Genomic DNA, 25444 nt, shown 5'->3' on the forward strand with positions numbered 1-25444 from the left:
CTGGAATTTTTTCCAGGCAGGCCCGTGGGCGGTTGCATCATTGCCCGGGGCTCACCCCCACTCTGACACCTGCCATGACTTCAGTCGACAATCGCGCCCGCCTTGTGCTGGGCAACTGGAAGATGCACGGCAACCTGGCCGAGAACGCCGCGTTGCTGACCGAGCTGCGCGCCGCGGATGCCGCGAGCCACTGCGAGATCGGCATCTGTGTTCCGTTTCCCTATCTGGCGCAAGCCGGCTCGGCCCTGACCGGAAGCAGCGTGTCGTGGGGCGCGCAAGACGTCAGCGCGCACGAGAAGGGCGCCTACACCGGTGAAGTGTCCGGTGCAATGCTGAAAGAATTCGGTTGCCGCTGGGCATTGGCCGGCCACTCCGAGCGCCGCGTGCTGCACGGTGAAACCGACGAAATCGTTGCCGCCAAGGCGCAAGCCGCGCTGGCCGCAGGCCTGACCCCGGTGGTCTGCGTCGGTGAATCGCTGGCGGATCGCGAAGCGGGCAACACGCTGGCCGTCATCGAGCGCCAGTTGAAGCCCGTGCTGGCCCTGGGCGCCGAATCGGTGGCGCGCATGGTCCTGGCCTATGAGCCCGTCTGGGCCATCGGCACCGGCCGCACCGCCAGCCCGGAGCAAGCGCAGGAAGTTCACGGCGCCATCCGCGCCGCCCTGCGCACGCTGGGCGCGGCGCAAGTACAAGTTTTATACGGCGGTAGCGTCAAAGCTGCCAACGCCGCCAGTTTGTTCGCCATGACTGATATCGACGGGGCCCTGGTCGGCGGCGCGTCGCTAGTGGCTGAAGAATTTTTGCGTATTGCCGCCATCTAAGTTTCCGTTCCGGAGTCTGTAATGCCCTTGATGCTTAAACTTTTGCTGGCCGTCCAAGTACTTTCGGCGCTGGCTATCATCGTCCTGGTCCTGCTGCAGCAGGGCAAGGGTGCCGACATGGGGTCCGCTTTCGGTAGCGGCTCGTCCGGCAGCCTGTTCGGTGCCACTGGCGCTGCCAACTTCCTGTCGCGCGCCACGAAGTGGGCCGCCGTGGTCTTCTTTGCGTCCACCGCCGGCCTGGCCTACGTCAGCCACAAGGGCACCAGCGGCCCGGCCGTTGACTCCGGCGTGATGCAAAGCTTCCCGGCCGACCGCTCCGTGCCGCAAGTGCCGGGCGCAGCCCCCGCTGCTCCCGCAGCCGGTGGTTCTTCGGTTCCGGGTGCCGCTTCGGTTCCGGCGGCGCCTGCCGCGCCGGCCAAGCCCGACGCTTCGGTGCCCGCTGCCCCGGCCGCTCCGGCCACCAAGCCGGCTGAAACGCCCGCCAAGTAAGATCGGGCAAGGTTGAAAAAAGCCGGCGTGCGCGCCGGCTTTTTTATTTTGCGCCGTTGGGACCGGAGGCCGAAATCTGCTCCATTCCGGGTTCTACTAAATCCATGCTAGAATGCTCGACTTTCTGGCCTTGCCTATCGGTAGGGTTACAGAAATCTGGTGAATGCCGACGTGGTGAAATTGGTAGACACGCTATCTTGAGGGGGTAGTGGCGAAAGCTGTGCGAGTTCGAGTCTCGCCGTCGGCACCAAGAATTCCTCGCAAAAAAGCCCGCTGAAACGCTACGTTTCAGCGGGCTTTTTGCTTTGAGTGTGCGTTTGCGTTTGCGTTTGCCTTTGGCCTTGGACACATGACCATTGATCCCTCAATGCAAGTTCCCGCCAAACGCCACCACCGCCACCACGAACGTCGCGAGCCCGACCGCCGCCAATCGATACGCCCGCTTCGCGGCATGCGCGTTGTTTCGGCTTAGCCCGATCAGCGTCGCCACCGTCGACCACAATCCCGTGAACGCCAGCAGCGACAGCGTGTACACCCAATCCGACAGGTCATAGCCGCCACCCCCAATCGATACAGGCGCCGACGTCCGTGGCCACAGCAACGCAATCAGTGTGCCGGCCACCACGGCAAAGACGGCAAGCCAGGCCAGAAATGCGCGGTCCTTCAGCATGGTTTCGATCCTAGGGTTTCAGTTAGGGGATGTAATGCGCACGCCCATGCACGCCAAAACAGTGATGCGGCACTGTTATAAAGGGCGTTGTAGATTCAACGGTAGGGCAAGCTTATGTCGATTCAACAGTTGATCCGTTGCGGTGCGGCAGCTTCGCTAATCGCGATGGGTACAGGATGTTCCATGGTTGGCTTGGGAGACTCCCGCAGCAGCGAGTGCCAGTGGTATCGCAGCAGCTGCATGCACGAAGGCTCATACGACCCCGGCGAAGAAGACTACGCCGAAGAAGAGGCAAAGCGCTTGAACAAGCAGTCTTCCGATCGGCTGCGCCGCAGCTCGGGCAACTGAAGCAACTGAAGTAGCTGAAGTAGCTGAACCCGCCGAAGCCACTGAACCCCGCCCGCGCGGCAAGATTCAGGCTTCCAGGTAATGATTGCGCAAGACGTCGGCGTCTATCTTCAGCGCGTCTTTCAGATACCGGTCCATGCTGCCGTATTCCTGCTTGATGGCTTGCACCGACGCGTCCAGGTACGCGGGCGCCACTTCCAGCAGCGGCATCATCACGTCGTCCTTGATGCCGCTGGCGCCGGACTTTGCCAGGATGTCCTCAAAGAACCGGGCGTTGCAGTGATTCGATTCCAGATAATTCGACAGGATATCGTCCTGCGCCACGCCCAGCGCCGATAGCAGCAACAGCGATGCGAAGCCGGTGCGGTCCTTGCCCGCCGTGCAATGAAAGAGCAGGGTCTTGCCCGTCATCGCCGTGTTCATGAAACCGCCAAACGCGGCCTGGTAGCGCGACGGAAATTCTCGGTAGATCTCGACCATCATGGTCGTCGCGAATGCCGGGCTGGCGTCGCGCAGGCGCGGCAGCAGGGACGCCATGGCCATATTGCCGTCCAGCACGGGCGATGCAATCCAGTGAAAGCGCTGGCCGAAGTGCGCCTCGTCGTGGGCCTTTTCCGGTTCAGCGCGAAAGTCGATGACGGCTTCCAAACCCAGCGCGCCCAGCCGTTCCAGGTCGGCGGCGCTGGCGCGGCCCGGGTTGCCGCTGCGAAACAGTTTGCCCCGCCGCACGCGCCGGCCGTCGATCCCGGCCAGCCCGCCGAGGTCGCGCGCATTGTGCACGTTCTCAAGCTCCAGGCGGCGCTGCATGGCTTCCGGCGTTGGCATGAATGGGTCTTGCTGGCGCATGGGGGTCGGCATGGGTTCCTTCACGTGTAAACGGGTCGGTGGATCGTAGCACCACGGGCGCGCTCGCAGCGGCCATGCCGCCCTTGTGGGGGGCTGCGCCGGCGCTCGTTTGGGCAATAGCCGCCCGGGCCTAAGCCCCCAGCTTGCCCAGCAATTCAATCAGCTGCCGCTTTTCCGCCGCACCCAGTTCCTGGCTGATCCGCGCGTCATGCGCCTGCACGGCCTCTGTAATGTCGGCCAGCACGGCGCGGCCGGCGTCGGTGGCTGCCAGGGAATAGGCCCGCTTATCGTGCTCGGCGTCCTGCCGTTCCACATAGCCCAGCGCCTGCAACTGGTTCACGATCTGCACGGCGCCCGACCGCGCAATGCCCTGGATGCGAGCCAGGTCCGTTAGTTTCAGGTGAGTATTCGCCGCAATCAATGTCAGCGCCGAAAACCGCTGGGGCGTGATGTCCCACGGCGCCAACGCGGCCAGGAAGTCCTCATAGATAACGATCTGCGCGCGTCGGATGGCGTAGCCGACCAGACCGTCCAGTGCGCCGTACTGGACGCCGGGGACGTGGGGCTGAAACTGCTCGCCTCGCGCGCCGGGGCGGCGGGGGCGTTGGGATGCGGCTCGTGACATGGCGGTGGCGCGGGGCAGGGTCCTGGTGTCAGGGGGCTCAACACTAATGCAGTCATGCGCGCCGCGCTACCGGATTACGGGAAATCCCCGGTGCGGAATCGGCGGCAATTTTGTTATGTTGCATAACAAATAAGACCAGGAGTAAACATGCAAATCGTCATCGCCGGCGCCGGCATCGGCGGGCTGACGCTCGCGCTGATGCTGCATCGGCGCGGCATCGAATGCCGCGTATATGAAAGCGCCCAGGAACTGAGACCGCTGGGCGTGGGCATCAACCTGCTGCCGCACGCGGTCAGCGAGCTGGAACAGCTGGGCCTGATGCCCGCGCTGGCCGAGCGCGCCATCGAAACGTCGCAGCTGCACTACTACAACAAGTTCGGCCAGCCCATCTGGCGCGAGCCGCGTGGCGTTCAAGCGGGTTATCCGCTGCCGCAATTCTCGGTGCACCGGGGCGAATTCCAGATGCTGCTGGCGCAGGCGGTGCGAGACCGTTTGGGCAACGATGCCATTGTGACGGGCATGGTGCTGGAATCCGCCGAGCAGGACGCGGACGGCGCCACGGCAGTGTTCCGGCGGCGCGCGGACGGATCGTTGCACCGCGTGCGCGGCGATATCCTGGTGGGCGCCGACGGCATCCATTCCGCGTTGCGCCGCCAACTGCATCCGGTGGGCGACGAACCCCGCTTCTCTGGCCGCATGCTGTGGCGCGCGGTCACCGAGGCCCCGCCCTACCTGGACGGGCGCAGCATGTTCATGGCCGGTCATCAGGACCAGAAGTTCGTCTGCTACCCGATCTCTGAACCGCTGCGCCGCGAAGGGCGCTCGCTGATCAACTGGATTGCCGAACTTTCCGTGCCGGGCGCCGAACTGCCGGCCACCGACTGGAACCGACAGGTGGACAAGTCGGTGTTCGCGGACAGGTTCGCCAACTGGCGCTGGGACTGGATCGACATTCCCGCGATCATCGACGGCGCAGAAGCCATCTACGAATTTCCCTTGGTGGACCGCGACCCGCTGCCGCGCTGGACGCGGGGGCGCGTGACGCTGTTGGGCGACGCCGCGCATCCCATGTACCCCATTGGTTCGAACGGATCGGCGCAAGCCATTCTGGACGCGCGCTGTCTGTCGGATTGGCTGGCGCAGGCGGCCGGCGGTCGCGTGCGCACGCCGGAAATCGCATTGTTGGAATATGAGGCCGAGCGCCTGCCGCGCACAGCCGGCATCGTGCTGCGCAACCGCTTGAACGGCCCCGAACAGGTCATGCAGATGGCCGAAGAACGCGCGCCGCAAGGTTTCACCGACATCCACGATGTGATGGCGCACGAGGAATTGGCGGCCGTATCGCTGCGCTACAAACAACTGGCGGGATTCGATCCCGCCGCCTTGAAGAAAAGCCGGGAAGCCACGCCATGAGCGCCATCGATGCATTGAGCGACCCGGAAGCCCCCCGGCTCGAACACGTCACCACCGTTATCGTCCAGGTTGGCGCACCGCAGGAAGTGGGCGACACGCCGCAAGGCCGCCGCCGCGTCATCCCGATTACGGGCGGCACCGCGCGAGGCCCACGCCTGACAGGCAAGGTGCTGCCGGGCGGCGCCGATTTTCAGGTGATCCGCTCGGCCACGTACACCGACATTCACGCGCGCTACGTCATCGAAACGCCCGAGGGCGATCGCGTCTACGTCGAGAACACCGGCATACGCACCGGGCACGCGGACGACATCGCCCGTTTGGTGCGCGGCGAACCCGTGGACCCCGCCAGGATTTATTTCCGCAGCTATCCGCGCTTTGAAACGGCGGCGCCCGCACTGGGCTGGATGAACGAAAGCCTGTTCATCGGCACGGGCGCACGCTATCCCGACCGGGTCGAACTGCGCTTCTACCGCATTTGCTGAACCCGCGGCATCCGCCGTGGCATGACGATAAAAACGACTCGGAGACAACCATGACTTCAATGCTGCGCCGCCTGTTGGGCGGCTTCCTGCTGTGCGTGCCGCTTGCCGCGATGGCGCAATTTCCCAATGGGCCGGTGCGGCTGAACGTGGGGTTTCCGCCCGGCACCGGGCCCGACATCGTGGCGCGCACGCTGTCGCAACACATGGGGCCGTTGCTAGGCCAAAGCGTGGTCGTGGAAAACAAGGTGGGCGCGGGCGGGCAGATCGCCGCGCAGACCGTGGCGCGCAGTCCGGCCGATGGCCAGACGATTCTGCTGGGCGAAGTCGGCTCCATCAGCATCTCGCCCGCCACCTACCGCAACTTGAATTACGATCCGCCGCGCGATTTTGCGCCGATCTCTGAAGTGGTGCGCGCCGACTTCGTGCTGGTCGTGCCGGCCGATTCCCCGTATCAGGACCTGACGGCGTTTATCGACGGCGCGAAGAAGGCGTCCGATCGTATCAACTTCGCCACCTTCGGAGCGGGTACGCCGGGCCACTTTGGCGCCGAATTGTTTGCGCGCGAAGCGGGCATGAAGATCGAGGCCATCCACTACCGCTCAACGGGCGACGCGGTGTCCGGCCTGGTGTCCGGCGCGGTGCAGGCCGCGTTCGTGACAACGGCGCTGGCCGTGCCGCAAGTGCAGGGCGGCAAGCTGCGTGCCTTGGCCATCACCGGCGCGCAGCGCTCGCCCGCGCTGTCGGCGGTGCCGACCTTTGCCGAACGCAGCCTGCCCGCCGTGAACTTCGGCGCGTGGTTCGCGCTGTTCGCGCCCGCCGGCACGCCGGATGCGGTACTGGACCGCCTTCAAAAAGACAGCGCCGCTGCGCTGCGCCAGCCCGCTGCCGTACGCAGCCTGGCCGAGGCCGGCTTCGTGGTGGTGGGATCCGACCGCCAGACGCTGCAAGCGTTGTTGACCAGCGAATCCAAGCGCTGGAGCGATGTGGTGAAGGCCACGGGTTTCCGCGCCGACTGATCGTTGCCGGCCCTCCCGTTTGCCGGCGTCCACGTTGCCGGCATCCCGTTGCGGGCATCCCGTTGCGTGGCCGCAAGCCATCACGGCGCCATCAACGCTTCGGCCTGATAGGCGTCGTGCAGCAATGCCATGAACGCGGGCGCGTCCGGCATCGCGGTGTCGCCGATACGCCTCACCGCGACCCCCGGCGTCCAGGAGTTCATCACGGCGGCCCCCGCCATGGCCGGCAGGTCGGCCAACCTCACGGGCTGCACCCGCTGCGGTATCTGCCTGTCGCGCAGCTGCCGCTGCACGATACCCATCGTCGTGCCGGTCAGCATCTGGGCATCGGGCCACACTACGGCCTGCCCATCCCAGAACGCAAGGTTCCAGATGGACGCCTCGCTCAAACGACCCTGCCGGTCGACGAAGGCTGCGTCGTCGGCGCCTTGCCGGGCCGCCTGCCGCAACAGATACGTCTTGGCGACTTCGCCCACATGCTTCACGGCCGGCAGCATCCGCTCGTGCTGCATCGCCGCCAACGACAGGGGCCCGGCCGGGCCATTTGAAGGCGGCCCGGTCCGTACCAGGATGTCCAGCGGGGTATCGCCCTGGGCAACGGTGAATTCGCCGGCTGGGGAATAGACGGTGGCGACCAGGGATAAATCCTCGGGGCTGGCGCGGATGGCCGAACGCAGCGCATCCACGATGGCGGTATCGGGCAACGCCGGCCCGAACATCGTCAGCGAGGCCGCGCGCAAACGTGCCAGGTGCAGGTCCAGGCCCCGGACCCGACCGCCGCGTACCTGCATCGCGGTGAAGTGGGCGTAGCCGGCAAACGCCAGCGGGGCCAGGTCGGCGGCGGTGGCGGGCAGGCCGTTGCGCTGCGTGACATAGGGAAAACTTTCCAAAGCGGGCATGAGGGATATCCGGGCTGATCATCAAGTTTCGCCACTATCCTGCATTGCCATTACCGGGGGAAACGAGTTATTTTCACGCCATTATCAAATTTGGCTTGAAAATCATGAATCGCCTGCTGCCCGGCACCCGTGCTCTGCGTACCCTGGAAGCGGCAGCGCGTCACCTGAACTTCACGCGCGCTGCCGACGAACTTGGGCTGACGCCAGCAGCCGTCAGCTATCAAATCAAAGAGATCGAAGAACAACTGGGCGTGGTGCTATTCACGCGCACCAGCCGCAGCATTCAATTGACGCCTGCCGGCACGGTGCTGTTCGACGCCGCTGCCGACGCGTTGCACACGTTGCAGCAGGCGGTGTCCAAGGCGCGACGGCTGACGCGGGGCGATGCCCAACTGCGGCTGTCAGTGGGCGCGCGCTTTGCCACGCACTGGCTGTTGCCGCGCCTGCCCCAGTTTCAGGCCGAACACCCCGGCTTGGCATTGACGTTCGACATCAGCGATGCCGTGCGCGACTTTGCCGCTGACGATGTGGACGCGGCCATCCGATTCGGCGCGGGCGATTACCCCGGTGCGGTGTCCCATCGGCTGTTTCATACCGTCGTCGTTCCCGTGTGCAGTCCGGCGCTGTTGCAATCTGGCCGCCCATTGGGTCGCCCGCAGGACTTGTTCAACCACACGCTGTGCCACGTAGACTGCCGGCCCGGCGGCATTGTCTGGCCGAACTGGCCGATGTGGATGGCGGCGGCGGGCGTTGATGGCTTCGACGATAGCCGTAGCGTCGCCTTCGCGGAATCCAGCCACGTGGTGCAAGCCGTGATGGATGGCGCGGCGGTGGGCTTGGTGGAATGGGAGCTGGTCGAACGCGATGTGCAAGCCGGCCGCCTGGTCCGGCTATTCGATGTTGGGGTTCGGGTGGCGCCGGAATTCGCCTATCACTTGGTGTATCCGGCGGCCAGCGCGTCCGACCGCCGGGTATGCGCATTGCGGGATTGGATGCTGCGGACCGTCAGCGCCGCGGATGCCGTCAAACAGCACTATCAACCCGGCTCGTTCCACGAATAGAACAGTTTGTTCCGTCCAAAACCAGCCGTTTTGGCCGTGCTGCTAGTGCGCGTGTCACGGTTCGACCGTTAGAATTCGTTCCCATACCACCCCCTATCTACCAGTCGAAAGGTCAAGTCCCATGAGCAACGCTTATCTCGAGGCACTCAAGAAGCGCCGTACGCAGTATTCGCTGGGCCGTAATGTGTCGGCCTCCAAAGAAGAACTGGCCAGCCTGATCCAGGAAGCCATCAAGCACAGCCCTTCGTCGTTCAACTCGCAAAGCTCGCGCGCCGTCATCCTGTTTGGTGATGAAAGCGTGAAGCTGTGGGACCTGGCCATCGAAGAAGTGCGCAAGGTTGCGCCGGCCGAAGGTTTCGACAAGACCGAAGCCAAGCTCAAGAGCTTCGCTGCCGGCGTGGGCACCGTGCTGTTCTTCGAAGACCAGGACGTGGTGCGCAGCTTGCAGGAAAAATTCGCGCTGTATGCCGACAACTTCCCGGTGTGGTCCGAGCAGTCGGGCGGCATGGCTCAATTGTCCACCTGGGCAGCCCTGGCCAACGCCAACGTCGGCGCCAGCTTGCAGCATTACAACCCGCTGATCGACGGCGTGGTCGCGCGTGAATGGAACGTGCCGGCCTCGTGGAAGCTGCGCGCGCAAATGCCGTTCGGCTCCAACGAAAACGGTTTTGGCGACAAGCCTTTCATGGACGATGCCGAGCGTTTCCGCGTGGTTGGCTGAATGCCCTGACGTGACGTGACGTGACGTGATGCAGGCGCCGGTCGCCTGATCAAAAACGCCATGCAAGCCCGCACTTCCGACACAGGAAGCGCGGGCTTTTTCATGGGGCGGCGCAAATTGTCGACAAGTGCATAATGGTCGTTTGTCCGGCCCGACTTCTTTGGGCCGGCAGCGCTGCCGCGCGGCAGCAAGCGCGCTTGAAGGAGAGATGCCGTATGGATCCGATACTTGCCGGGCTGTCCAGATCCTTGCCCCAAGCCAAAACGGTCGAGCAACTGACCCGCCCCTTGCTGGACATGTTGGGCAGCGTGACGGGATTGGAATCCACGTACCTGACCGAGATCGATCTGAAGGCCGATTTGCAGCATGTGCGCTACGCCCGCAACGTGGGCGATTTGCAGATTCCCGAAGGCTTGTCCGTGCCATGGTCGGACACGCTGTGCAAGCGCGCCCTGGAAGACGGGCGCATGTGCACCAGCGACGTCGCCAATTGCTGGCCGGATTCCGAAGCCGCGCGCCAGCTGGGCATCCAGACCTACGTCAGCGCGCCTGTGCGTACCGACGAAGGCCAGTTGTTGGGCACGTTGTGCGCCGCCAGCGCGCGCCAATTGCAGTTGGCACCGCCGGCCGAGTCCGTGTTGAAGCTGTTCTCGAACGTGATCGCCAACTTCCTGCAACGCGAAATGTTGATGGAACAACTGCACTCGGCCAACGTCCAGCTGATGTCCTACGCGATGACGGACCCGCTGACGGGCCTGCCGAATCGCCGTGCCCTGTACGAAGAGCTGGAACGCCTGGAGCAGCGTGCGCTGCGCGAAGGCGGCAGCGTGTTGGTGGGCGTGATCGACCTGGATGGTTTCAAGGGCATCAACGATACGTACGGCCATCAGCAAGGGGATGTGTTCTTGCAGGAGATCGCACGCCGCGTCGCCGCCGCCTTGCGCACGTCCGACATGCTGGGCCGCATCGGTGGCGACGAATTCGTGCTGGTGGGGCCAGGCCCCGAGCTGGATCGCATGGACGCCACGGCGGGCGCCGCCGCGCAACGGGGTGACGCCATGGAAGCCGCGCGGTCGCTGGAAGAACGCGCCACGGCGGCCACGGCAGGGCGCTACCAGCTAGGCGATGCCGTGGTGTCCTACGAAGGAGCCAGCGTGGGCGTGGTGGCCGTGGACCCGCGCGGCCTGGATGCCGAAGCGGCGGTTCGCCTGGCCGATGCGCGCATGTACGAGATCAAGCGCGCGCGCAAAGGGGCGCGCACGATCCATTAAGCATCACCGATACGCCCGCTCGGCCGCCGACCACTTCAACGTCTTGCGCCACTTGCCGCCTTGTTGGCGCAGTTGCAGGTCAAAGTAGCCGTCGGTTTTCTCGGGCAGCACAATCAGGAGGTTGCTGGCGTCGGACATGTCGTGATCGCGCGTGCCGTCGGGATGCCAGTCGCCCGCGATGGACTTGAAGAAGGACATGGGCTGCGCGAACACCACGCGCAGCGTGGGGCCGTCGATGTGAAACAGGTACAGGGCCTCGAAGTTGGCGCCGCCGCCTGAATAGCCTTCGCTCCATCCGGCGCGCACGCCGAAGGCCACGGCGCCGGGGGCGATCTTGTAGGCGGCCAGATCGAAGCGTTTCCATTCGGTGGGCACCGATAGCAACGGCGCGTTGGCGTCTTCCGATGCCACGTCCTGGGGCAGGTCGATATCGGTATCGCGCCAGTCGGTGGGCGTCTTGACCGGGCCGTTGGTGCGCGCCAGCAGCGTGGGGGTGGCGCCCGGCGTCGTGCCGAACACGCCAAACCAGACGCCGTTCTTGTCGTCGTCGCTGGACAGGTCGGCGCATTCGCCGCCACCGTATTTGATCAGCTGCGCCGCGCGTTCGGGCGTGGACGCCAGGCAGACCATTGCGACAAACGTGCCCGGGCGCTGCCCCCACGGCTTTGCGCCGGCGACCAGCAGCCGCTTGGGATCCTGGCCCGGGGCCAGTTGCTGCACCAGGAATTCACGCGTGAAGCCGTCGGGCAGCGCAACGCCCAACCCGTCCGGTTGGGGCGCGCCGCTCATCTGGCTGTCGTACATCCGGCGGGCATCTTCCGTCTGGATGGCGCCGCGCGCCTTGTCCAGCGACGGCACCGTCGTGTCTGCCCATGCTTGCGGCACATATGACGCGCAGGCCAACAGGGGGGTCAACAGTAGCGAGGCGAATCGGATGCGCATGGGTAAGGGAAGCGTGTTAGGGGTTGAGGAAGCCGGCGCAGGATAGCGCGGGTGCACGTTTCAGAACGTTGAACTCTGTTTCTATTCTGTAAGTTGATTTCATGCAGAATGGCACGCCGGGTGTCCGGCGCCACGCTGGCCCCGCCGGCTTACGCAAAGAGAGAAGACGCAATGACATTGGCACGTTTCACACTGAACGCGGTGAAGGGCGTTTTTCTGGCCGGCGTGTTCGCGCTGTCCGCACCGGCGATGGCCATCAATTGCGCCAAGGCGGCTACCGCCGTCGAAAAGCTGATCTGCGCCGACAAGGCCACCGTCGCGGCCGATGCGAACTTGAATCGCGCTTACCAGGCGATCTTGAAGCAGGCGCCCGACGACAGCATCCGCGCGATGCTGGTCGCAAGCCAGAAGCGGTGGCTGGCCGCGCGCGATCGTGCGCTGGACCGCTTGCTGGGCGACCCGGACACCGTGCCCGATGACAAGACCGCCGGCGAGATTGCGCGCGAGCTGATCGAGAACCGCAGCGCGCAGTTCAAGGAAACCGGCAAGGGCGCCACCACGCCCACGATCATCAGCAGGGCGGTTCAGCAGCAGAAGTTTCAATCGCAATTCACGGGCGGCGCGTTCGCCGGCTATTGGACGACTTGCGACGTGCTGCCGCACGATTATGTCGACTACGAGTGCTTTGCGATTCGTCATTACCAGAACAACGACCGCGTGTGCACGGTGGACGAATCCTGGGCGTCGGGCGCCGTCTACACCAAGCGCTACGTCGCCAACGTGGTTGACGGCAAACCGCGCGTCATCGCGTCGTGCTCGTTCAATAGCGCCGACGAAGCCTGCGCGACCGTCGCGGACACCAAGGCGAACTGGAACCGGCATCCCGAGGCGCCCCAGTACGTGTATGCCGACACGCCGCTGCCCAAGCTGGACGGCGAGATCGATGCGTCGGACGATGCAGAATGGGTGCAGGCCTGCCTGACCGACCCGGCGTATCCGCCGGCGCAATAGCCAGGCGGCGGGGGCGCGCATGGGGCTGGCATGGGGCAGGCATGGGGTGCTCGGGCCTCATGCCATCGATATTCAAACCGATACGCAAAACTTGCTGTTTCCCGAGGGCAGAGGCGCCGTCGCGTCTTAAAATCCGGCATTGCAGATTTTCGCTGCCGGCATCGGCCCGCGCGGAACGAACCGAGAGATATCGATGGATAAGCGACAAGACCTGGAACCCCCGGCGATCCAGGAGGGCGCGGCCCAGACCGGCGCGTTGCAAACCGGCGCGGCGCAAACCGGCGCGTTGCTGATCGACGTGGTGCATGCTGACCTGGTGCATGCCACGGCGTCTGGCGCGCGGGATGCCATCGACGCCATCGCCATCGACATCGAAGCTGACCCCACGCTGGGCTACGCCTCGATTCAGAACGCGGTGCCCATCGTGCGTACGTTGCGCCTGACGAACCGTTCCGAGCACACATTCGAGAACATCGAGGTGCGGCTGCGCTGCAACCCCGCCTTTGCCCAACCCGTAACGCTGCGCTTTGACGTGCTGGTGCCGGGAGAAATTCGCCGTATTTCCCCGCTGGACCTGACGCCCGACCACAGCTACGTGGCCGATCTGCAAGAGGCCGTGCGCGCCAGTATTGACGTGGTGGTGCAGTCAGGCTCGCAGGAACTGGGTCGGGCCTCGCAACCGATATCCGTGTTGGCGTATGACCAATGGGCCGGCACGCGCGCCTTGCCGGAATTGCTGGCGGCGTTTTCCATGCCGAACAATCCGGCCGTGGATGGGCTGATCGGCAAGGCGTCCAAGCTTCTGCGCGCGCAGTACGCCGACCTGCAAATGAACGGCTACCAGTCCAAAAGCCGCGACGTCGTCTGGAAGCAGGTGTCCGCCATCTACAGCACACTGGCTGCGGAATCGCTGCACTATGCCGAACCGCCCGCCTCGTTCGGCGTGGACGGGCAGAAAATTCGCACACCGGATCGCATCATGGACGCGCGGGTGGCAACGTGCCTGGACCTGGCGATGCTGTTCTCGTCCTGCCTGGAGCAGGCGGGATTGCGTCCGGTGATTCTGATGAAAGACGGGCACGCCTGGGTGGGCGTGTGGCTGCATCAAGCGTGCTTTGCAGACCCGCTGACCGACGACGTGCAGGCGGTAAGAAAGCGCGTGGACAGCGGCGAATTCCTGGTCTTCGAAACCACCGGCATCGCGCAGCATCCCAACTTCCGGCCGTCGTTGCGGCGCGCGTTGGAGCAGGGCGCGGCGCATCTGCGCGAAGAAAATACCTTTCGCTACGCCATCGACGTGCATCGCGCGCGCGAATTGCAAATCAAACCGCTGCCTTCGCGCGGGGTGTCGGTGGCGCCCACGGACGCCGACGACACCGAACTCCCTGCCGCCATCGAGCCCACGCCCGAACTGCCGCCGCTGGACCCGGAATTCGTGATCAGCCTGGAGCCCGCCGATGACACGCCGGAAGGCCGGCTGGCCAAGTGGAAGTCGCGCCTGCTGGACCTGACGCTGCGCAATCGGCTGCTGAACTTCAAGCTGACCAAATCCACCTTGCCGCTTGTTGTGCCGGACCTGGCAAAACTGGAAGACGCCATTGCCGACGGCAGCGAATTCCGTATTCGTCCGCTGCCCGCCGCGTTGATGGACGGCAGCGACCCGCGCGTGGCCGAGGTGCATGTGGGCCGGGGCGGCCGCGCGCCGCTGGACGACATGGCGCTGGACGCGCTGGGCAACAAGGAACTGATCGCACGCGTTACGCAGGAAGCGCTGGACGCCAACCTGCTGACCATCTTCGGCGCGGCGCGCATCGGCCTGGAAGAGGGCGGCGCCAACACGCTGTACCTGGCGATGGGCATGCTGCGCTGGACGGAAAGCCCCGGCGCGGAAAGCGCGCATCTGGCGCCGCTGATCCTGGTGCCGGTCTCGCTGCAACGGCAGTCGGTGCGCAGCGGCTTTCGCCTGGTTCGCCACGACGACGAGACCATCATCAACTCCACGTTGCTGCAAATGCTGCGCAACAACTACGAGCTGCGCATTCCGGGGCTGGACGTTTTGCCCGCGGACGACAAGGGCGTGGACGTGGCCCGGGTGTTGCAGGCGTTCCGCTTGGCCGTGCGGGAAATCGCGGGCTGGGAGGTACTGGAACAGGTGCATCTGGGCATTTTTTCGTTCACCAAGTACCTGATGTGGAAGGACTTGCAGGACCGCACCGAGCAGTTGAAAGCCAACCGCGTCGTCAAGCATCTGATTGACCACCCCGGTCAGGCGTTTGCCAAAGAGCCTTTGGATCAGCGCTTTGACCGCCTGGACGACAGCTATCGGCCCCAAGACCTGCTGACCCCGCTGCTATCCGATTCGTCGCAACTGAAAGCGATTTGCGCGGTGGACGCGGGCCGCGACCTGGTGTTGGAAGGGCCGCCCGGCACGGGCAAGAGCCAGACCATCACGAACCTGATCGCGCATCTGCTGGCGCGCGGCAAGACGGTGCTGTTCGTCTCGGAAAAGATGGCCGCGCTGGAAGTGGTGCATCGCCGTTTGGCCAATATCGGGCTGGGCCCGTTCTGCCTGGAACTGCATTCATCCAAGGCGCGTAAATCCGAGGTGTTGCAACAGCTGGGGCGTGCGTTGGATCACAGCGGGCAGCGCACCAGCGACGATTGGGCGCGCGAGGCCGAACGCGTGAGCGTGCTGCGCCAGGACTTGAACGGGCTGGTCGACGCGCTGCATCACGCGCATGCCAACGGCCTGACGGTTTATGACGCCATCGGCACCTGCATTCAGAATGCGGGCAAGGAGCCGTCGCCGATGTTCTGGGCCGACGCGCAGGCGCATCAATACCAAGACCTTGCGCAGCTGCGCGAGACCGCGCGCCGCATGTCGACCTTGTCCAAGGAGCTTGGCGTGCTGCATGGCCATCCGCTGGCGCATATCGGCATGGCCGAATGGAGCCCCAGCTGGCAAGACGCGTTGCTGGCTGCGGCGCATGCGCTGGAGCAGGCGGTGGCAAGCTTGCAGACGCAGGCGGCCACCGTGGGCGATGGGTTGGGTGTGCCGGCGCAGGGTTTGAGCCTGAATGCCTACGCGCGTCTGGATACGCTGGCTGACGTGCTGCTCGCCGCACCGCAGGTGCCCGCCGGCTTGGCCACGCAGGCGCACGACCCCGGCGCGCGCTTCCAGGTGCAGGCGCTGGTGCGTCACGGGCAGGCGCGCAACGCGCATTGGGAACAGGTGGGGGCGCAATGGACCGCGCAGTTGGCCGAGCTGGACGCCAATACGCTCAAGGCCGAGTGGCTGTCTGCCTGCTCGGCATGGTGGCCGAAGTCTGTCTTCGCCAAGGGCGGTATCCGCAAGCGGCTGGCGGGCTATCGCACGGACAGCCAGCGGCCGGACGAGGGGTCGATTACCGCCATGCTGGCGCCCTTGGCGCTGGTGAACATCGAAGACCGCGAGCTGGCTGCGTTGAAGGCGGACGCGCAGCGCTTGCTGCAAGACCGCTACACGGGACTGGCCACGGATTGGGAGCAGGTGCAGCGGCATGAGCAATGGGCCGAACGCTTTGCCGATGCGGTCACGCAGGCGGCGGGCGACCCGGTTTCCGCAGCCGACCTGCGCACCCGGCTGCAAGCACTGGTGGGCGAAAACCGCGCCTTGCTGCAACCTGGGGCACCGTTGGGCAAGGCTTTGCTGGGCTATCGGGATGCGTGGCGCGGTCTGCAAGACTGCTTGGCGCAAGTGGACGCGCTGGCCAAACCGCCCGAGCCACTGGCGGGCGCGCCCGAGGCTAATGGCGCGCTTGAACGCATCCTGGGTGTGCTGGCGGGCTGGCGTCACAACAAACAATTGCTGATGCCGTGGTGCGTGTGGCGTCAGGCGCGCGAGCAGGCCATTGCGATGCAGCTGCAAGGCTTGGTCGCATCCCTTGAGCAGGGCCGCGTGCCGCTGGAGCAGGTCGAAGCGCATTTTGAATTCAGTTATCGCAACTGGTGGGTAAAGAAGGTCATTGACCATACGCCCGTGCTGCGCGCGTTTTCCAGTGCCGACCACGAGCGCAAGATCCGAGAATTCCGCGACGCCGACGACCGCTTCCAGAAGCTGACGTCTGCCTACATCGCCGCCGTGCTGGCTGCCAAAGTGCCCGATGGCAACGGCGTGCTGGTCAGCCCGGATAGCGAGCTTGGCCTGCTGCGCCGCGAACTGCAAAAAAAGACGCGCCACGTGCCCGTGCGCCAGCTGATGCAGCGCTTGCCGTCGCTGCTGCCCAAGCTCAAGCCCTGCCTGCTAATGTCGCCGTTATCGGTGGCGCAGTATCTGGACGCCGGGCATTCGCAGTTTGATGTCGTGGTGTTTGACGAGGCCTCGCAGATTCCGGTGTGGGATTCGGTGGGCGCCATCGCGCGTGGTCAGCAAGTGGTGGTGGTGGGCGACACCAAGCAGTTGCCGCCCACCAGCTTCTTCAGCAAGTCCACGCCCGAAGACGACGGCGCGGGGGATGACGGGCGGGTCGAAGACCTGGAAAGCATTCTGGACGAATGCCTGGGCGCCGACATGAACCGCCTGCGTTTGCAGTGGCATTACCGCAGCAAGCATGAAAGTCTGATCACGTTCAGCAACGTGACCTATTACGACTCGCAGCTGATCACCTTCCCGTCGCCCGTGACGGATGACGTGGCCGTGCGTCTGGAAAAGGTTGCGGGCATCTACGACCGGGGCGGCAGCCGCACCAATCGCCTCGAAGCCGAAGCCATCGTGCAGGGCATCGAGCAGCACTATCTGGACGAGTCGCGCCGCCGCCAGACATTGGGTGTTGTGACCTTCAACCAGCCGCAGCAAGCCCTGATCGAAACCCTGTTGGACGCCCGCCGCCGCACCAATGCCGAACTGGACAAGGCGATTTCGGCGCAATCCCGCGAGCCGCTTTTCATCAAGAATCTGGAGAACGTGCAGGGCGACGAGCGTGACGTCATTTATTTCTCGATCACCTTCGGCCCGGATGCCGCCGGCAAGATGACGATGAACTTCGGACCACTGAACGGCGAAGGCGGACACCGCCGCCTGAACGTGGCCATTTCGCGCGCGCGCGAAGGCGTGGTGATCTACAGCACGCTGATGCCGGAACAGATCGACCTGTCGCGGGTGCGCGCCACGGGCGTGCGCGACTTGAAGCATTACCTGGAATTTGCGCTGAAAGGGCCGCGCGCCTTGGTCGAGCAGTCGCTGCCGACCGGCCGCGAACCGGACAGCCCGTTTGAAACGCAAGTCATCAAGGTGCTGCGCGATCATGGCTGGGTGGTGCATCCGCAGGTGGGCTGCTCGGGCTACCGCATTGACATGGGCGTGGTGGACCCGCGCGCGCCGGGCCGCTATCTGATGGGTATCGAGTGCGACGGCCGCGCGTACCACTCGGGCGCCACCGCGCGCGATCGCGATCGCTTGCGGCAGGTGGTGCTTGAAGGGCTGGGCTGGACGCTGCATCGGGTGTGGTCCACCGATTGGTGGATCAACCCCGAACGCGAAGTCGAGAAGATCCTGGCCCGCTTGAACGCGGAACTGGAACGCACGGTGCAGGACGAATCGCCCGTCGAATTTGTGATCACCACAGAAGAAGGCGATACCGCCTGGCCGTCGGCAGACGGCGTGACCGCGCATGGGGTTGCACCCTATCGCGTAGCGGATTTGAGCACGGCCCCGGAGGGCGCTGACGCGTTCTACAACCGCGCCAACAACGCGCTGCTGGCGGAACAACTACGCCTGGTGATCGACACGGAAGGCCCCATCGCCGAGACGGTGCTGCACCGTAAAGTGGCTCGTGCGTGGGGCCTGGAGCGCACGGGCGTTCGGATCATTGAACGGTTGCGCACGTTGACGCCGATGGACGTGGGTCAGACAGACGAAGGCGAGGCCACCTTCTATTGGCCCGCCGGCGTCACCCCCGAAACCTGGAGCGGCTTTCGCGGCGCAAGCGACGACGACGCCACGCGCCGCCGCGTGGACGATGTCTGCATTCAAGAACTGGCGAACGGCGTCCTGCACGTACTGGCGATGACCGGCAACGCGCCGAAAGCGGATGTGATCAAGTCCGTGTGCCGGCTGCTGGGCATGTCGCGTACCTTGGCCGATGCGGAAGCACGCATCGGACACGCGATGGCGGGGCTGGCGCAACGGGGCGCGGTGCGGGAGGAAATGGGGATGTTGCAGGTGGGGTAGGAGGGCATGAAACCCTATCGCCAGGACGTAAGGTGTCAGTCTGTAATCACCGGGGCGAGATGGCACGGTCAATGACATGGATGTGTTGGTCCTCCGACCTCCGTATGAAAGCACTGCTCGTCAGGCGGGCAAATAGCGGGTCCGCCAATCCCATCCTCCAGCAAGATTTTGAAACCCTCTGCCCGGCGCTTCGCCTGACCCGTCCACATCACGGACGTAGAATGCCGCTTTGCTTTAAGTGCCATTCGGCTTCCAGGAACGAACCATGAAAAAAATAATTCTTCTTGCGTCCGCATGCGCCGCGCTGCTTTCCGCTTGCGCTCCGGTTTCCTCTCCCAGCGTAGGATCCTCTTCCATGCCAGACACCACTGCCGCCTCGCCCGCCAGCCAGCTGACCTTGCCCGCGTATTACTGGCGCCTGGTTTCTGCCACCGATGCATCCGGCAAGTCGATTCCGACGTTGCAGCCGGGCGTTGAGCATCAGCTGCGCCTGGCCTTCACGAACGATGCGTTGAATATCCGGGGCGGTTGCAATACGCAATTTGGCGGTTACCGCTACCAGAACGGCGTGTTGACGGTGGATAACCTGGCGTCCACGATGAAGGCGTGCGAGCAGAGCTTGATGCAGCTGGATGCCGAGATCAATGCGCGCCTGAAAGGCGATCTGCGGGCCACGCTGTCGGGCGACATTCACGAGCCCGCGCTGGAACTGGTGGGTAAGGACGGCACCGTGCTGAAGTTTGTTGGCGAACCCACGCCCGAAACGCTGTACGGCAGCGCCGGCCAGATCATGTTCCTGGAAGTGGCCGCGAAAAAGGCCGAATGCAGCCACCCCATGATTCCCGATTACCAGTGCCTGATGGTGCGCGAGCGCCGCTACAACGAAGCGGGCGTGCAGCAGCCGACGCAGGATAAATGGCATCCGCTTTATCAATCCATCGAAGGGTTCAAGCACCAGGAAGGCGTGCGTACCGTGTTGCGCGTCAAGCGCTACGACTGGAAGAACCCGCCGGCGGACGCGCCGTCCAAGGTGTATGTGCTGGATATGGTGGTGGAGCAGGACGCGTCGAAGAAGTAGTCGCGAATACCTCAGCAGAAACCCCAACAAAAATGCCGGGCCGCCCAAGCGATCCGGCATTTTTTTTTTGTGGCCCGCCCGTCAGTTCCCCGACGGCTTGAGCGTCAGCGTATCGGCGCGTTCGCTATCCACCTTGGCGCGGCTGAACGCCATGGGGAAGTACTCGCCGGTTGCCCAGCCCTTGAGCAAGTCCTGGTAATGCGGGCTGCGTGGGTCAGCGGACTGGCCCGGCACGTTCTGCACGCGTGAGTTATCCCAGTTGGCCACGTCGATCACCTGCCGATACGACGACCCGCTGATCTGCCGGAAATCGCTCTTGCGGAACGTCGCCCGATGCACCGTGTCGTTGTCGCCGCCCACCGGATAGCGCGGCGTGCCCCAGGCCTTGGCGGTGTCCGGCGGCAGCAGGCTGGCCAGGCTGTGTTCGAACTGGATGTGATGCAGTTTGCCCCACTGCCACTGCGTGGAATCCGGCCCAAGCTTGGCGCGCAGTTTCTGTACGCCATCGTTCAGCGCTTGCAGCAACAGCGCGTCGCGGCCCCGATCCGGCGGCGTGCCAAAGGCGGCATCCGGCGTGGCCAGCTTTTCCAGCGTCTTGCGGGTGGACAAGTCTCCGAACGCCGCGCGGCCATTCGCGGGCACGTAAAGGTCGGACACCCGCTTGACGACCTCGGGCAGCCAGAACGCGTAGACCGTGGCGGCGCGCGAATCGGTGTCCATCCGGTAATCCCAATCCTTCAACAGGCCCAGCGCGTCGTTCAGCGCCGGGTCGGCGGAATTCAGCGCCTTGGCATAGCCGCCCAGCGTGCGCGCGGGTATCGACAAGTTGTCGTACTGCAAGTCCTGCGATTGCTGCACCGTCAGCCGGCTGCCATCGGCCAGCACTTCGCGAATACGCTGGACGCGATAAGGTTCAGCCCAGGTGCGCGCCGACATGTCCTTGTAGACGTAGTCCGCCGGCAGGTTGTATTCGTTGGCGGTCGCAACATAGCCTTCCGGCGGGTTGTACGCGCGGGGCAGGGCGCTGCCGGGCAAGACGCCGCGCCATTCGAAATCGCCATTGCCGGGCACGGGCAACATGCCCGACCAGTCGTTGCGCGGGCGTATCGGCGCGATGCTGCCGCCGAACCAGCCGATGTTGCCGTCCACGTCCGCGTACACCATGTTTTCGCTGGGCGTGTAGTGCTTTTCCATGCCGGCCACGAATTCATTCCAGTTCTGCGCCTGGTTCAGGCGCAGGCTGGCCAGGTAGGCCGCTGTGCCCGGAAATTCAAGATAGGCGGCGCGCAGTGCGTACGCCTTGTGGCGTACGGGGTCTTCGTGAATCACCGGACCGTGACGGGTGAATTTCAGCTGGCGCACCGCCGCCGCCTGGCCGCGCACGGGAATGGATTCGTCCATCTGCCGCATTTTTTCCCAACCGCCCCGATAGCGGTATTCGTTGGGGTTGGCGGGGTTGGTGTCATAGACGTACAAGTCTTCTTCGTCGCCGAAGGCGAAGATCGTCAAGCCGAACGCGATGCGGTCGTTATGGCCCATCGACACGCCCGGCAACGACGGTTCGCCGGCGCCGATCACGTTCCAGCCCGGCGCGTTCAAGTGCACCATGTAACGCAACGACGGCATCGTGATCGACCGGTGGGGGTCGCCGGCCAATATGGGTTTGCCGGTGTCGGTATGCTGCCCGCCGATGGTCCAGTTGTTGCTTTCGTATCGCGTGGCCATCGGATCAAAGTTCGGATCCAGCGACGCCAGCTTGCCTTCGGACAGCGCGCTGGCAAGCGCTTCGCGCTTGTCCAGCGCCAGGGGGCTTTGCGGGAAGTCCGCCGCGACAAACTTCTGGCCATTGCGCGCCAGCGTGTAGTTCGCCAGGACGGACTTGTCGATCTGGCGCACGTCCAGGCCAGCCGGCACTTGCAACGCCAAAGGCGGCTCGAAGGTGCTCAGGCCTTGCACGGCGTTCAGGCCCAGCCCGGCGACTTGCTGCGCCATCTTCACTTCTTCGTTCAGGTTGCGCGTCAGCCCGTAAATGCGGATCAGCGAGGTCTCGGGGCGCCAATAGCCAGGCAGCGTGCCGGTCAGCTTGAACTCGGGCGGCAACTGGTCGGGGTTGGCTTTCACCCAGTCCACGTAGGCGTTGATGCCGGCGGCAAACGCAGTAAGGATCGCCTGGCCCTCGGGGTGATAGCTGGCGAATTCGGCCTGCATGTCGCCTCGGAACAGGAACAGGCGCGCGGCGCGGTCCTGTTCGACGAAGCGCGGCCCGAATTGCTCGGCCATCTTGCCTTCGCCTTGCCGGCGCCACAGGTCCAGCTGCCAGAGCCGGTCGCGTGCGGCGGAAAAACCTTGCGCGAAGAACAGGTCATTCTGGTTCTGTGCATAGATGTGGGACACGCCATGGCGGTCCCGCACGATTTCCACGGGCTGGCTCAGCCCGGCCATGTTGATGGTGTCCTTCTTGCCGGTTGACGCGCACCCCGCCGTCAAGGCAATCAGCCCGCTCGCCAGCAGTGCGGCGATCCTGCGATTAAACAAACGCATGGCTCCTCCTCCAGGTTTATTGCTTTTTTATGCCTGTGGGCCCCGGGGCCTCCTGCCGCCGGGTCAACCGCGCAAGCAACTGCTAGAACTAAAGCAGTTAGCGCGGCAAAGCTGTTTTATTTGTTGAGATTTGGGATGGCTTGTAACGCCGTGGTCGGTTGGCACGCCGATCGAATCTGATGGATACATGTGTGGGCTGCAAAACACAGGGTGAGCGGACCGGTGAATGGGTCCGACAACCGGGGCATATCTCTGTTCGACGCCAAAACCGCTACGCACAATGGCCGCATCAACACAGCCAAGCCGGTATGAGCCGGTGGCAAGGAGACCTGATGCAGCCCAACTTTCTGCTATTCATCACCGACCAGCAACGTGCGGACCACGTGGGCAGTTACGGCAACGCCGTGCTGCGCACCCCGGCGCTGGACGCCCTGGCTAGGCAGGGGTGGTCCGCCGACCGCTTCTATGTCGCCTCGCCGATCTGCATGCCCAACCGCGCGACCCTGATGACGGGCCGCATGCCGTCGGTGCACGGCGTGCGCCACAACGGCATCGCGCTATCGCAGCGCGCAACGACTTTTGTGGATCGGCTGCGCGACGCGGGCTATTCCACGGCGCTGATCGGTAAATCGCATTTGCAGAACATGACGGGCATCGGTCCCGCATGGCCACCGGCAGGCGCCGCCGCGTCGCAAGGCGAGGCCTGGCGGCTTGACCGCGGTGACTACGATCAAGAGTGGGCGCCCAAATGGCGAGCCGATCCCGGCCACGAAGTGCAGACGCCCTTCTACGGTTTTGACCATGTGCGCCTGGCGCTGGACCACGGCGATCAGATCGGCGGCCATTACGCACGCTGGCTTGCCCAGCAGCATCCCGAGTCGCGGCGGCAGTGGGGACCCGAGCATGCGCTGCCCACACCGGACTTCGTGCTGACGCAACACCGGCAGGCGTGGCGCACGCGCGTCCCCGAAGAATGCTCGGCCACCGCCTACATCGGTGATCAAACCATTGCGCAGCTGCGGCGGCTGGCGGGCGGCCGTGCACCTTTCTTCATCCAATGCTCATTTCCCGATCCGCATCACCCGTACACGCCGCCGGGCACGTACTGGGACCAATATCGGCCAGAAGACGTAACGCTGCCGGTATCGTTTCACGCCAGCCGGGCCGTCCACCACCACCCGCCGCCGCATGTGGCGTGGCTGTATCGGCAGCGCGATCTGAACATGGCGGTCAAGCACACGCCGGCGGTGTTCGCCTGCACCGAGCGCGAGGCGCGTGAAGCCATCGCGCTGAACTACGGGTCCATCAGCCATATCGATGCCACGATCGGCCGGGTCATGCAGGCGCTGCGCGAGACGGGGCTGGACGACAACACCGTGGTCATCTTCACCAGCGACCACGGAGACTTCTTCGGCGATCACCAACTCCTGTTCAAGGGCCCTATCCATTACCAAGGGCTGATTCGCACCCCCTTCATCTGGCGCGACCCGCAGGCCGCGCCCGCCGCCCCGCGCAGCCAGGCGCTATGCGCCACCCCCGATATCGCCGCCACCGTGCTGGCCCGCGCGGGCCTGCCGCCCTACAACGGCCTGCAAGGCCAGTCCCTGCTGCCGCTGATGTCCGCTGCGGTCGACACGCTGCGCGACGCCGTGCTGATCGAAGAAGAAGGTCAGCGCACGATGTTCGGTTTTCCGGGGCGCACGCGGATGCGCACGCTGCAAACGGCCCGCTATCGCCTCAGCGTGTATGCCGACGCGGACTGGGGCGAACTGTACGACCTGCACGAAGACCCGCACGAGCTTCGCAATCTGTGGCACGACCCCGCCGCCGAGGCGCGGCGCGGCGAACTGCTGATTGCGCTGTCGCAAACAATGATCCGCCATGCGGAAACCAGCCCCCACCCCACGGCCATTGCCTGAAGCATGGCCAAAGGCGGTGGCCAGCCGGCCGCCGCCACACCGGAGAGCAACATGAGTCACCCGTTCAAGCGCTTGTGGTTTGTCGCAGTCTCGTCTCTTGCAGCCCGTTTCGTCGCGGGCTTGCCTTTCCCTTCCTCGACCTTCGCTGCCTCGTTCCTCGCTGTTTCTTTTTTTTCAGTCCCGGGGTTGGGCGCCTTGCTTGTCGCGGCAATGCTTGTTGCAGCCCCTGGGTCAACGGCCTGGGCCGCCCCGGCCGACTACCCGTCCCGGCCCATCCGGCTCATCGTCAATTCCTCGCCCGCCGGGCCGTTGGACATCGGCGCCCGCGCCATCGCGATGCACGCCAGCAAACTGATGGGCCAGACGATCATTGTCGAAAACCGCCCCGGCGCGTCCGGCAACGTCGGCGCAAAGGCGGTGGCCAATGCCGCGCCCGATGGCTACACGCTGCTGATGACGCTGGACACCTTGATGACCGTCAATCCGCACGTTTTCAAGGACGCCGGCGCGACTTACTTGCGGCTGCTTGAGCCGCTGAGCATCGCCGGCAGCTTCGGCCTGGCGCTGACGGTGCGGCCCGACCTGGGCGTTGCCACCGTGGATGAGTTCCTGCGTTATGCCAAGGCCAACGCGGTGACCTATTCGTCAGCCGGCTACGGCAGCCCCGGCAACCTGGCGTTTGAAAAACTGAAGCTGGCCACTGGCATCAATACCACCCACATCCCGTTCCGGGGCAGCGCGGGCGCGGTCAACGCGTTGCTGGGCAACCAGATCCAGGCCGGCTTCCTGGCCGCCTCGGCGGTGCAGGCCCATGTGCAGGCAGGCAAGATGCGCGCGCTGGCCATCTCGGCTCGCGAACCGGACCCCGACCTGCCGGGCGTGCCGGCCCTGCGCAGCGTGGGCGTGGAATCGCTGAAAGACTTTGACGCCGCCTTCGCCTTCCTCATCATGGCGCCGCAAGGCATGCCGCCCGACATCGCTCGCAAATGGGATGAAAGCCTGGCGGCCGTCTACGCCATGCCGGAGTTTTCACGCAGCATTGCAAGCCTGGGTCTGGGCGCGCCGTTCGCGGGAAGCGCAGGA

General features: G+C 64.7%; 20 protein-coding genes and 1 tRNA gene. 15 read left to right on the forward strand and 6 right to left on the reverse strand.

Annotation, left to right across the window (positions count from 1 at the left end):
• Window positions 1-74 precede the first annotated feature (74 nt).
• The 3 genes from tpiA to YH64_RS25435 all read left to right on the forward strand — a co-directional run bounded on the left by tpiA (window position 75) and on the right by YH64_RS25435 (window position 1560).
• Window positions 75-821: a triose-phosphate isomerase gene (tpiA, locus tag YH64_RS25425; RefSeq protein WP_046807028.1), complete on the forward strand. Its 747-nt coding sequence runs from the start codon at window positions 75-77 to the stop codon at window positions 819-821.
• A 21-nt stretch (window positions 822-842) separates the two neighbouring features.
• Entirely contained in the window at window positions 843-1310 is a 468-nt protein-coding gene (gene secG / locus YH64_RS25430) for a preprotein translocase subunit SecG (RefSeq protein WP_046807029.1), read from the forward strand.
• Window positions 1311-1475: 165 nt separating this feature from the next.
• Window positions 1476-1560 (forward strand) — tRNA-Leu (locus YH64_RS25435).
• A gap of 114 nt (window positions 1561-1674) precedes the next feature.
• On the opposite strand, the gene YH64_RS25440 is transcribed toward YH64_RS25435, so the two are convergent.
• Window positions 1675-1980, reverse strand: coding sequence for a hypothetical protein (locus YH64_RS25440; protein ID WP_052946103.1), 306 nt, complete (start codon window positions 1978-1980; stop codon window positions 1675-1677).
• Between the two features lie 183 nt (window positions 1981-2163).
• On the opposite strand from YH64_RS25440, the gene YH64_RS25445 reads away from it, so the two are divergent.
• The gene (locus tag YH64_RS25445; protein ID WP_370512778.1) at window positions 2164-2328 is read left to right on the forward strand and encodes a hypothetical protein; all 165 of its coding nucleotides are present in this window, start codon (window positions 2164-2166) and stop codon (window positions 2326-2328) included.
• Window positions 2329-2394: 66 nt separating this feature from the next.
• Here YH64_RS25445 and YH64_RS25450 read toward each other — a convergent pair whose 3' ends face one another.
• Window positions 2395-3186 carry a tyrosine-protein phosphatase gene (locus YH64_RS25450; RefSeq protein WP_082134629.1) on the reverse strand — a complete coding sequence of 264 codons (792 nt, stop codon included), beginning with the start codon at window positions 3184-3186 and terminating at the stop codon, window positions 2395-2397.
• 118 nt (window positions 3187-3304) lie between these two features.
• Complete coding sequence (locus YH64_RS25455; RefSeq protein ID WP_046807032.1) at window positions 3305-3799, reverse strand: MarR family winged helix-turn-helix transcriptional regulator; 495 nt, start codon at window positions 3797-3799, stop codon at window positions 3305-3307.
• Between the two features lie 147 nt (window positions 3800-3946).
• On the opposite strand from YH64_RS25455, the gene YH64_RS25460 reads away from it, so the two are divergent.
• The 3 genes from YH64_RS25460 to YH64_RS25470 are packed head-to-tail and all read left to right on the forward strand — an operon-like array spanning window position 3947 to window position 6710.
• Window positions 3947-5212: a flavin-dependent oxidoreductase gene (locus tag YH64_RS25460; protein ID WP_046807033.1), complete on the forward strand. Its 1266-nt coding sequence runs from the start codon at window positions 3947-3949 to the stop codon at window positions 5210-5212.
• The gene (locus YH64_RS25465) at window positions 5209-5694 is read left to right on the forward strand and encodes a DUF3237 domain-containing protein (RefSeq protein WP_046807034.1); all 486 of its coding nucleotides are present in this window, start codon (window positions 5209-5211) and stop codon (window positions 5692-5694) included. Before YH64_RS25460 ends, YH64_RS25465 begins: the two co-directional genes overlap by 4 nt.
• 50 nt (window positions 5695-5744) lie before the next feature.
• Complete coding sequence (locus tag YH64_RS25470; RefSeq protein ID WP_143215535.1) at window positions 5745-6710, forward strand: tripartite tricarboxylate transporter substrate binding protein; 966 nt, start codon at window positions 5745-5747, stop codon at window positions 6708-6710.
• Between the two features lie 80 nt (window positions 6711-6790).
• Here YH64_RS25470 and YH64_RS25475 read toward each other — a convergent pair whose 3' ends face one another.
• The gene (locus tag YH64_RS25475; RefSeq protein ID WP_143215536.1) at window positions 6791-7609 is read right to left on the reverse strand and encodes an aminotransferase class IV family protein; all 819 of its coding nucleotides are present in this window, start codon (window positions 7607-7609) and stop codon (window positions 6791-6793) included.
• A gap of 104 nt (window positions 7610-7713) precedes the next feature.
• Here YH64_RS25475 and gcvA point away from each other — a divergent pair, with 104 nt between their 5' ends.
• The 3 genes from gcvA (at window position 7714) to YH64_RS25490 (ending at window position 10662) form a co-directional block, all read left to right on the forward strand.
• Complete coding sequence (gene gcvA / locus YH64_RS25480; protein ID WP_046807046.1) at window positions 7714-8670, forward strand: transcriptional regulator GcvA; 957 nt, start codon at window positions 7714-7716, stop codon at window positions 8668-8670.
• A 121-nt stretch (window positions 8671-8791) separates the two neighbouring features.
• Window positions 8792-9391, forward strand: a complete 600-nt coding sequence (locus tag YH64_RS25485) for a nitroreductase family protein (protein ID WP_046807037.1) — start codon at window positions 8792-8794, stop codon at window positions 9389-9391.
• 215 nt (window positions 9392-9606) lie between these two features.
• A complete protein-coding gene (locus tag YH64_RS25490; RefSeq protein WP_046807038.1) occupies window positions 9607-10662 on the forward strand; it encodes a sensor domain-containing diguanylate cyclase in 1056 nt (351 codons plus the stop codon).
• Window positions 10663-10665: 3 nt separating this feature from the next.
• On the opposite strand, the gene YH64_RS25495 is transcribed toward YH64_RS25490, so the two are convergent.
• Window positions 10666-11604 carry a hypothetical protein gene (locus YH64_RS25495; protein ID WP_046807039.1) on the reverse strand — a complete coding sequence of 313 codons (939 nt, stop codon included), beginning with the start codon at window positions 11602-11604 and terminating at the stop codon, window positions 10666-10668.
• Window positions 11605-11775: 171 nt separating this feature from the next.
• Between YH64_RS25495 and YH64_RS25500 the strand changes: the two genes are divergently transcribed.
• The 3 genes from YH64_RS25500 to YH64_RS25510 all read left to right on the forward strand — a co-directional run bounded on the left by YH64_RS25500 (window position 11776) and on the right by YH64_RS25510 (window position 19901).
• Window positions 11776-12615 (forward strand): lysozyme inhibitor LprI family protein, encoded by an 840-nt coding sequence (locus YH64_RS25500; RefSeq protein ID WP_046807040.1) that lies wholly within the window; start codon window positions 11776-11778, stop codon window positions 12613-12615.
• 193 nt (window positions 12616-12808) lie between these two features.
• Window positions 12809-18823, forward strand: a complete 6015-nt coding sequence (locus YH64_RS25505) for a DUF3320 domain-containing protein (protein WP_046807041.1) — start codon at window positions 12809-12811, stop codon at window positions 18821-18823.
• Window positions 18824-19178: 355 nt separating this feature from the next.
• Window positions 19179-19901 (forward strand): META and DUF4377 domain-containing protein, encoded by a 723-nt coding sequence (locus YH64_RS25510; protein ID WP_255444747.1) that lies wholly within the window; start codon window positions 19179-19181, stop codon window positions 19899-19901.
• A gap of 81 nt (window positions 19902-19982) precedes the next feature.
• On the opposite strand, the gene YH64_RS25515 is transcribed toward YH64_RS25510, so the two are convergent.
• The gene (locus YH64_RS25515) at window positions 19983-22442 is read right to left on the reverse strand and encodes a penicillin acylase family protein (protein ID WP_046807043.1); all 2460 of its coding nucleotides are present in this window, start codon (window positions 22440-22442) and stop codon (window positions 19983-19985) included.
• Window positions 22443-22774: 332 nt separating this feature from the next.
• Between YH64_RS25515 and YH64_RS25520 the strand changes: the two genes are divergently transcribed.
• Together YH64_RS25520 and YH64_RS25525 are read left to right on the forward strand one after the other, a co-directional pair.
• Window positions 22775-24361 carry a sulfatase gene (locus YH64_RS25520; protein ID WP_082134630.1) on the forward strand — a complete coding sequence of 529 codons (1587 nt, stop codon included), beginning with the start codon at window positions 22775-22777 and terminating at the stop codon, window positions 24359-24361.
• A gap of 210 nt (window positions 24362-24571) precedes the next feature.
• Window positions 24572-25444 (forward strand): tripartite tricarboxylate transporter substrate binding protein (locus YH64_RS25525; RefSeq protein ID WP_143215537.1); only part of this gene is annotated, 873 nt, incomplete at its 3' end.

This window comes from Achromobacter sp. LC458, from assembly GCF_001005835.2.
GTDB classification, from domain to species: Bacteria; Pseudomonadota; Gammaproteobacteria; order Burkholderiales; family Burkholderiaceae_B; genus Achromobacter; species Achromobacter spanius_B.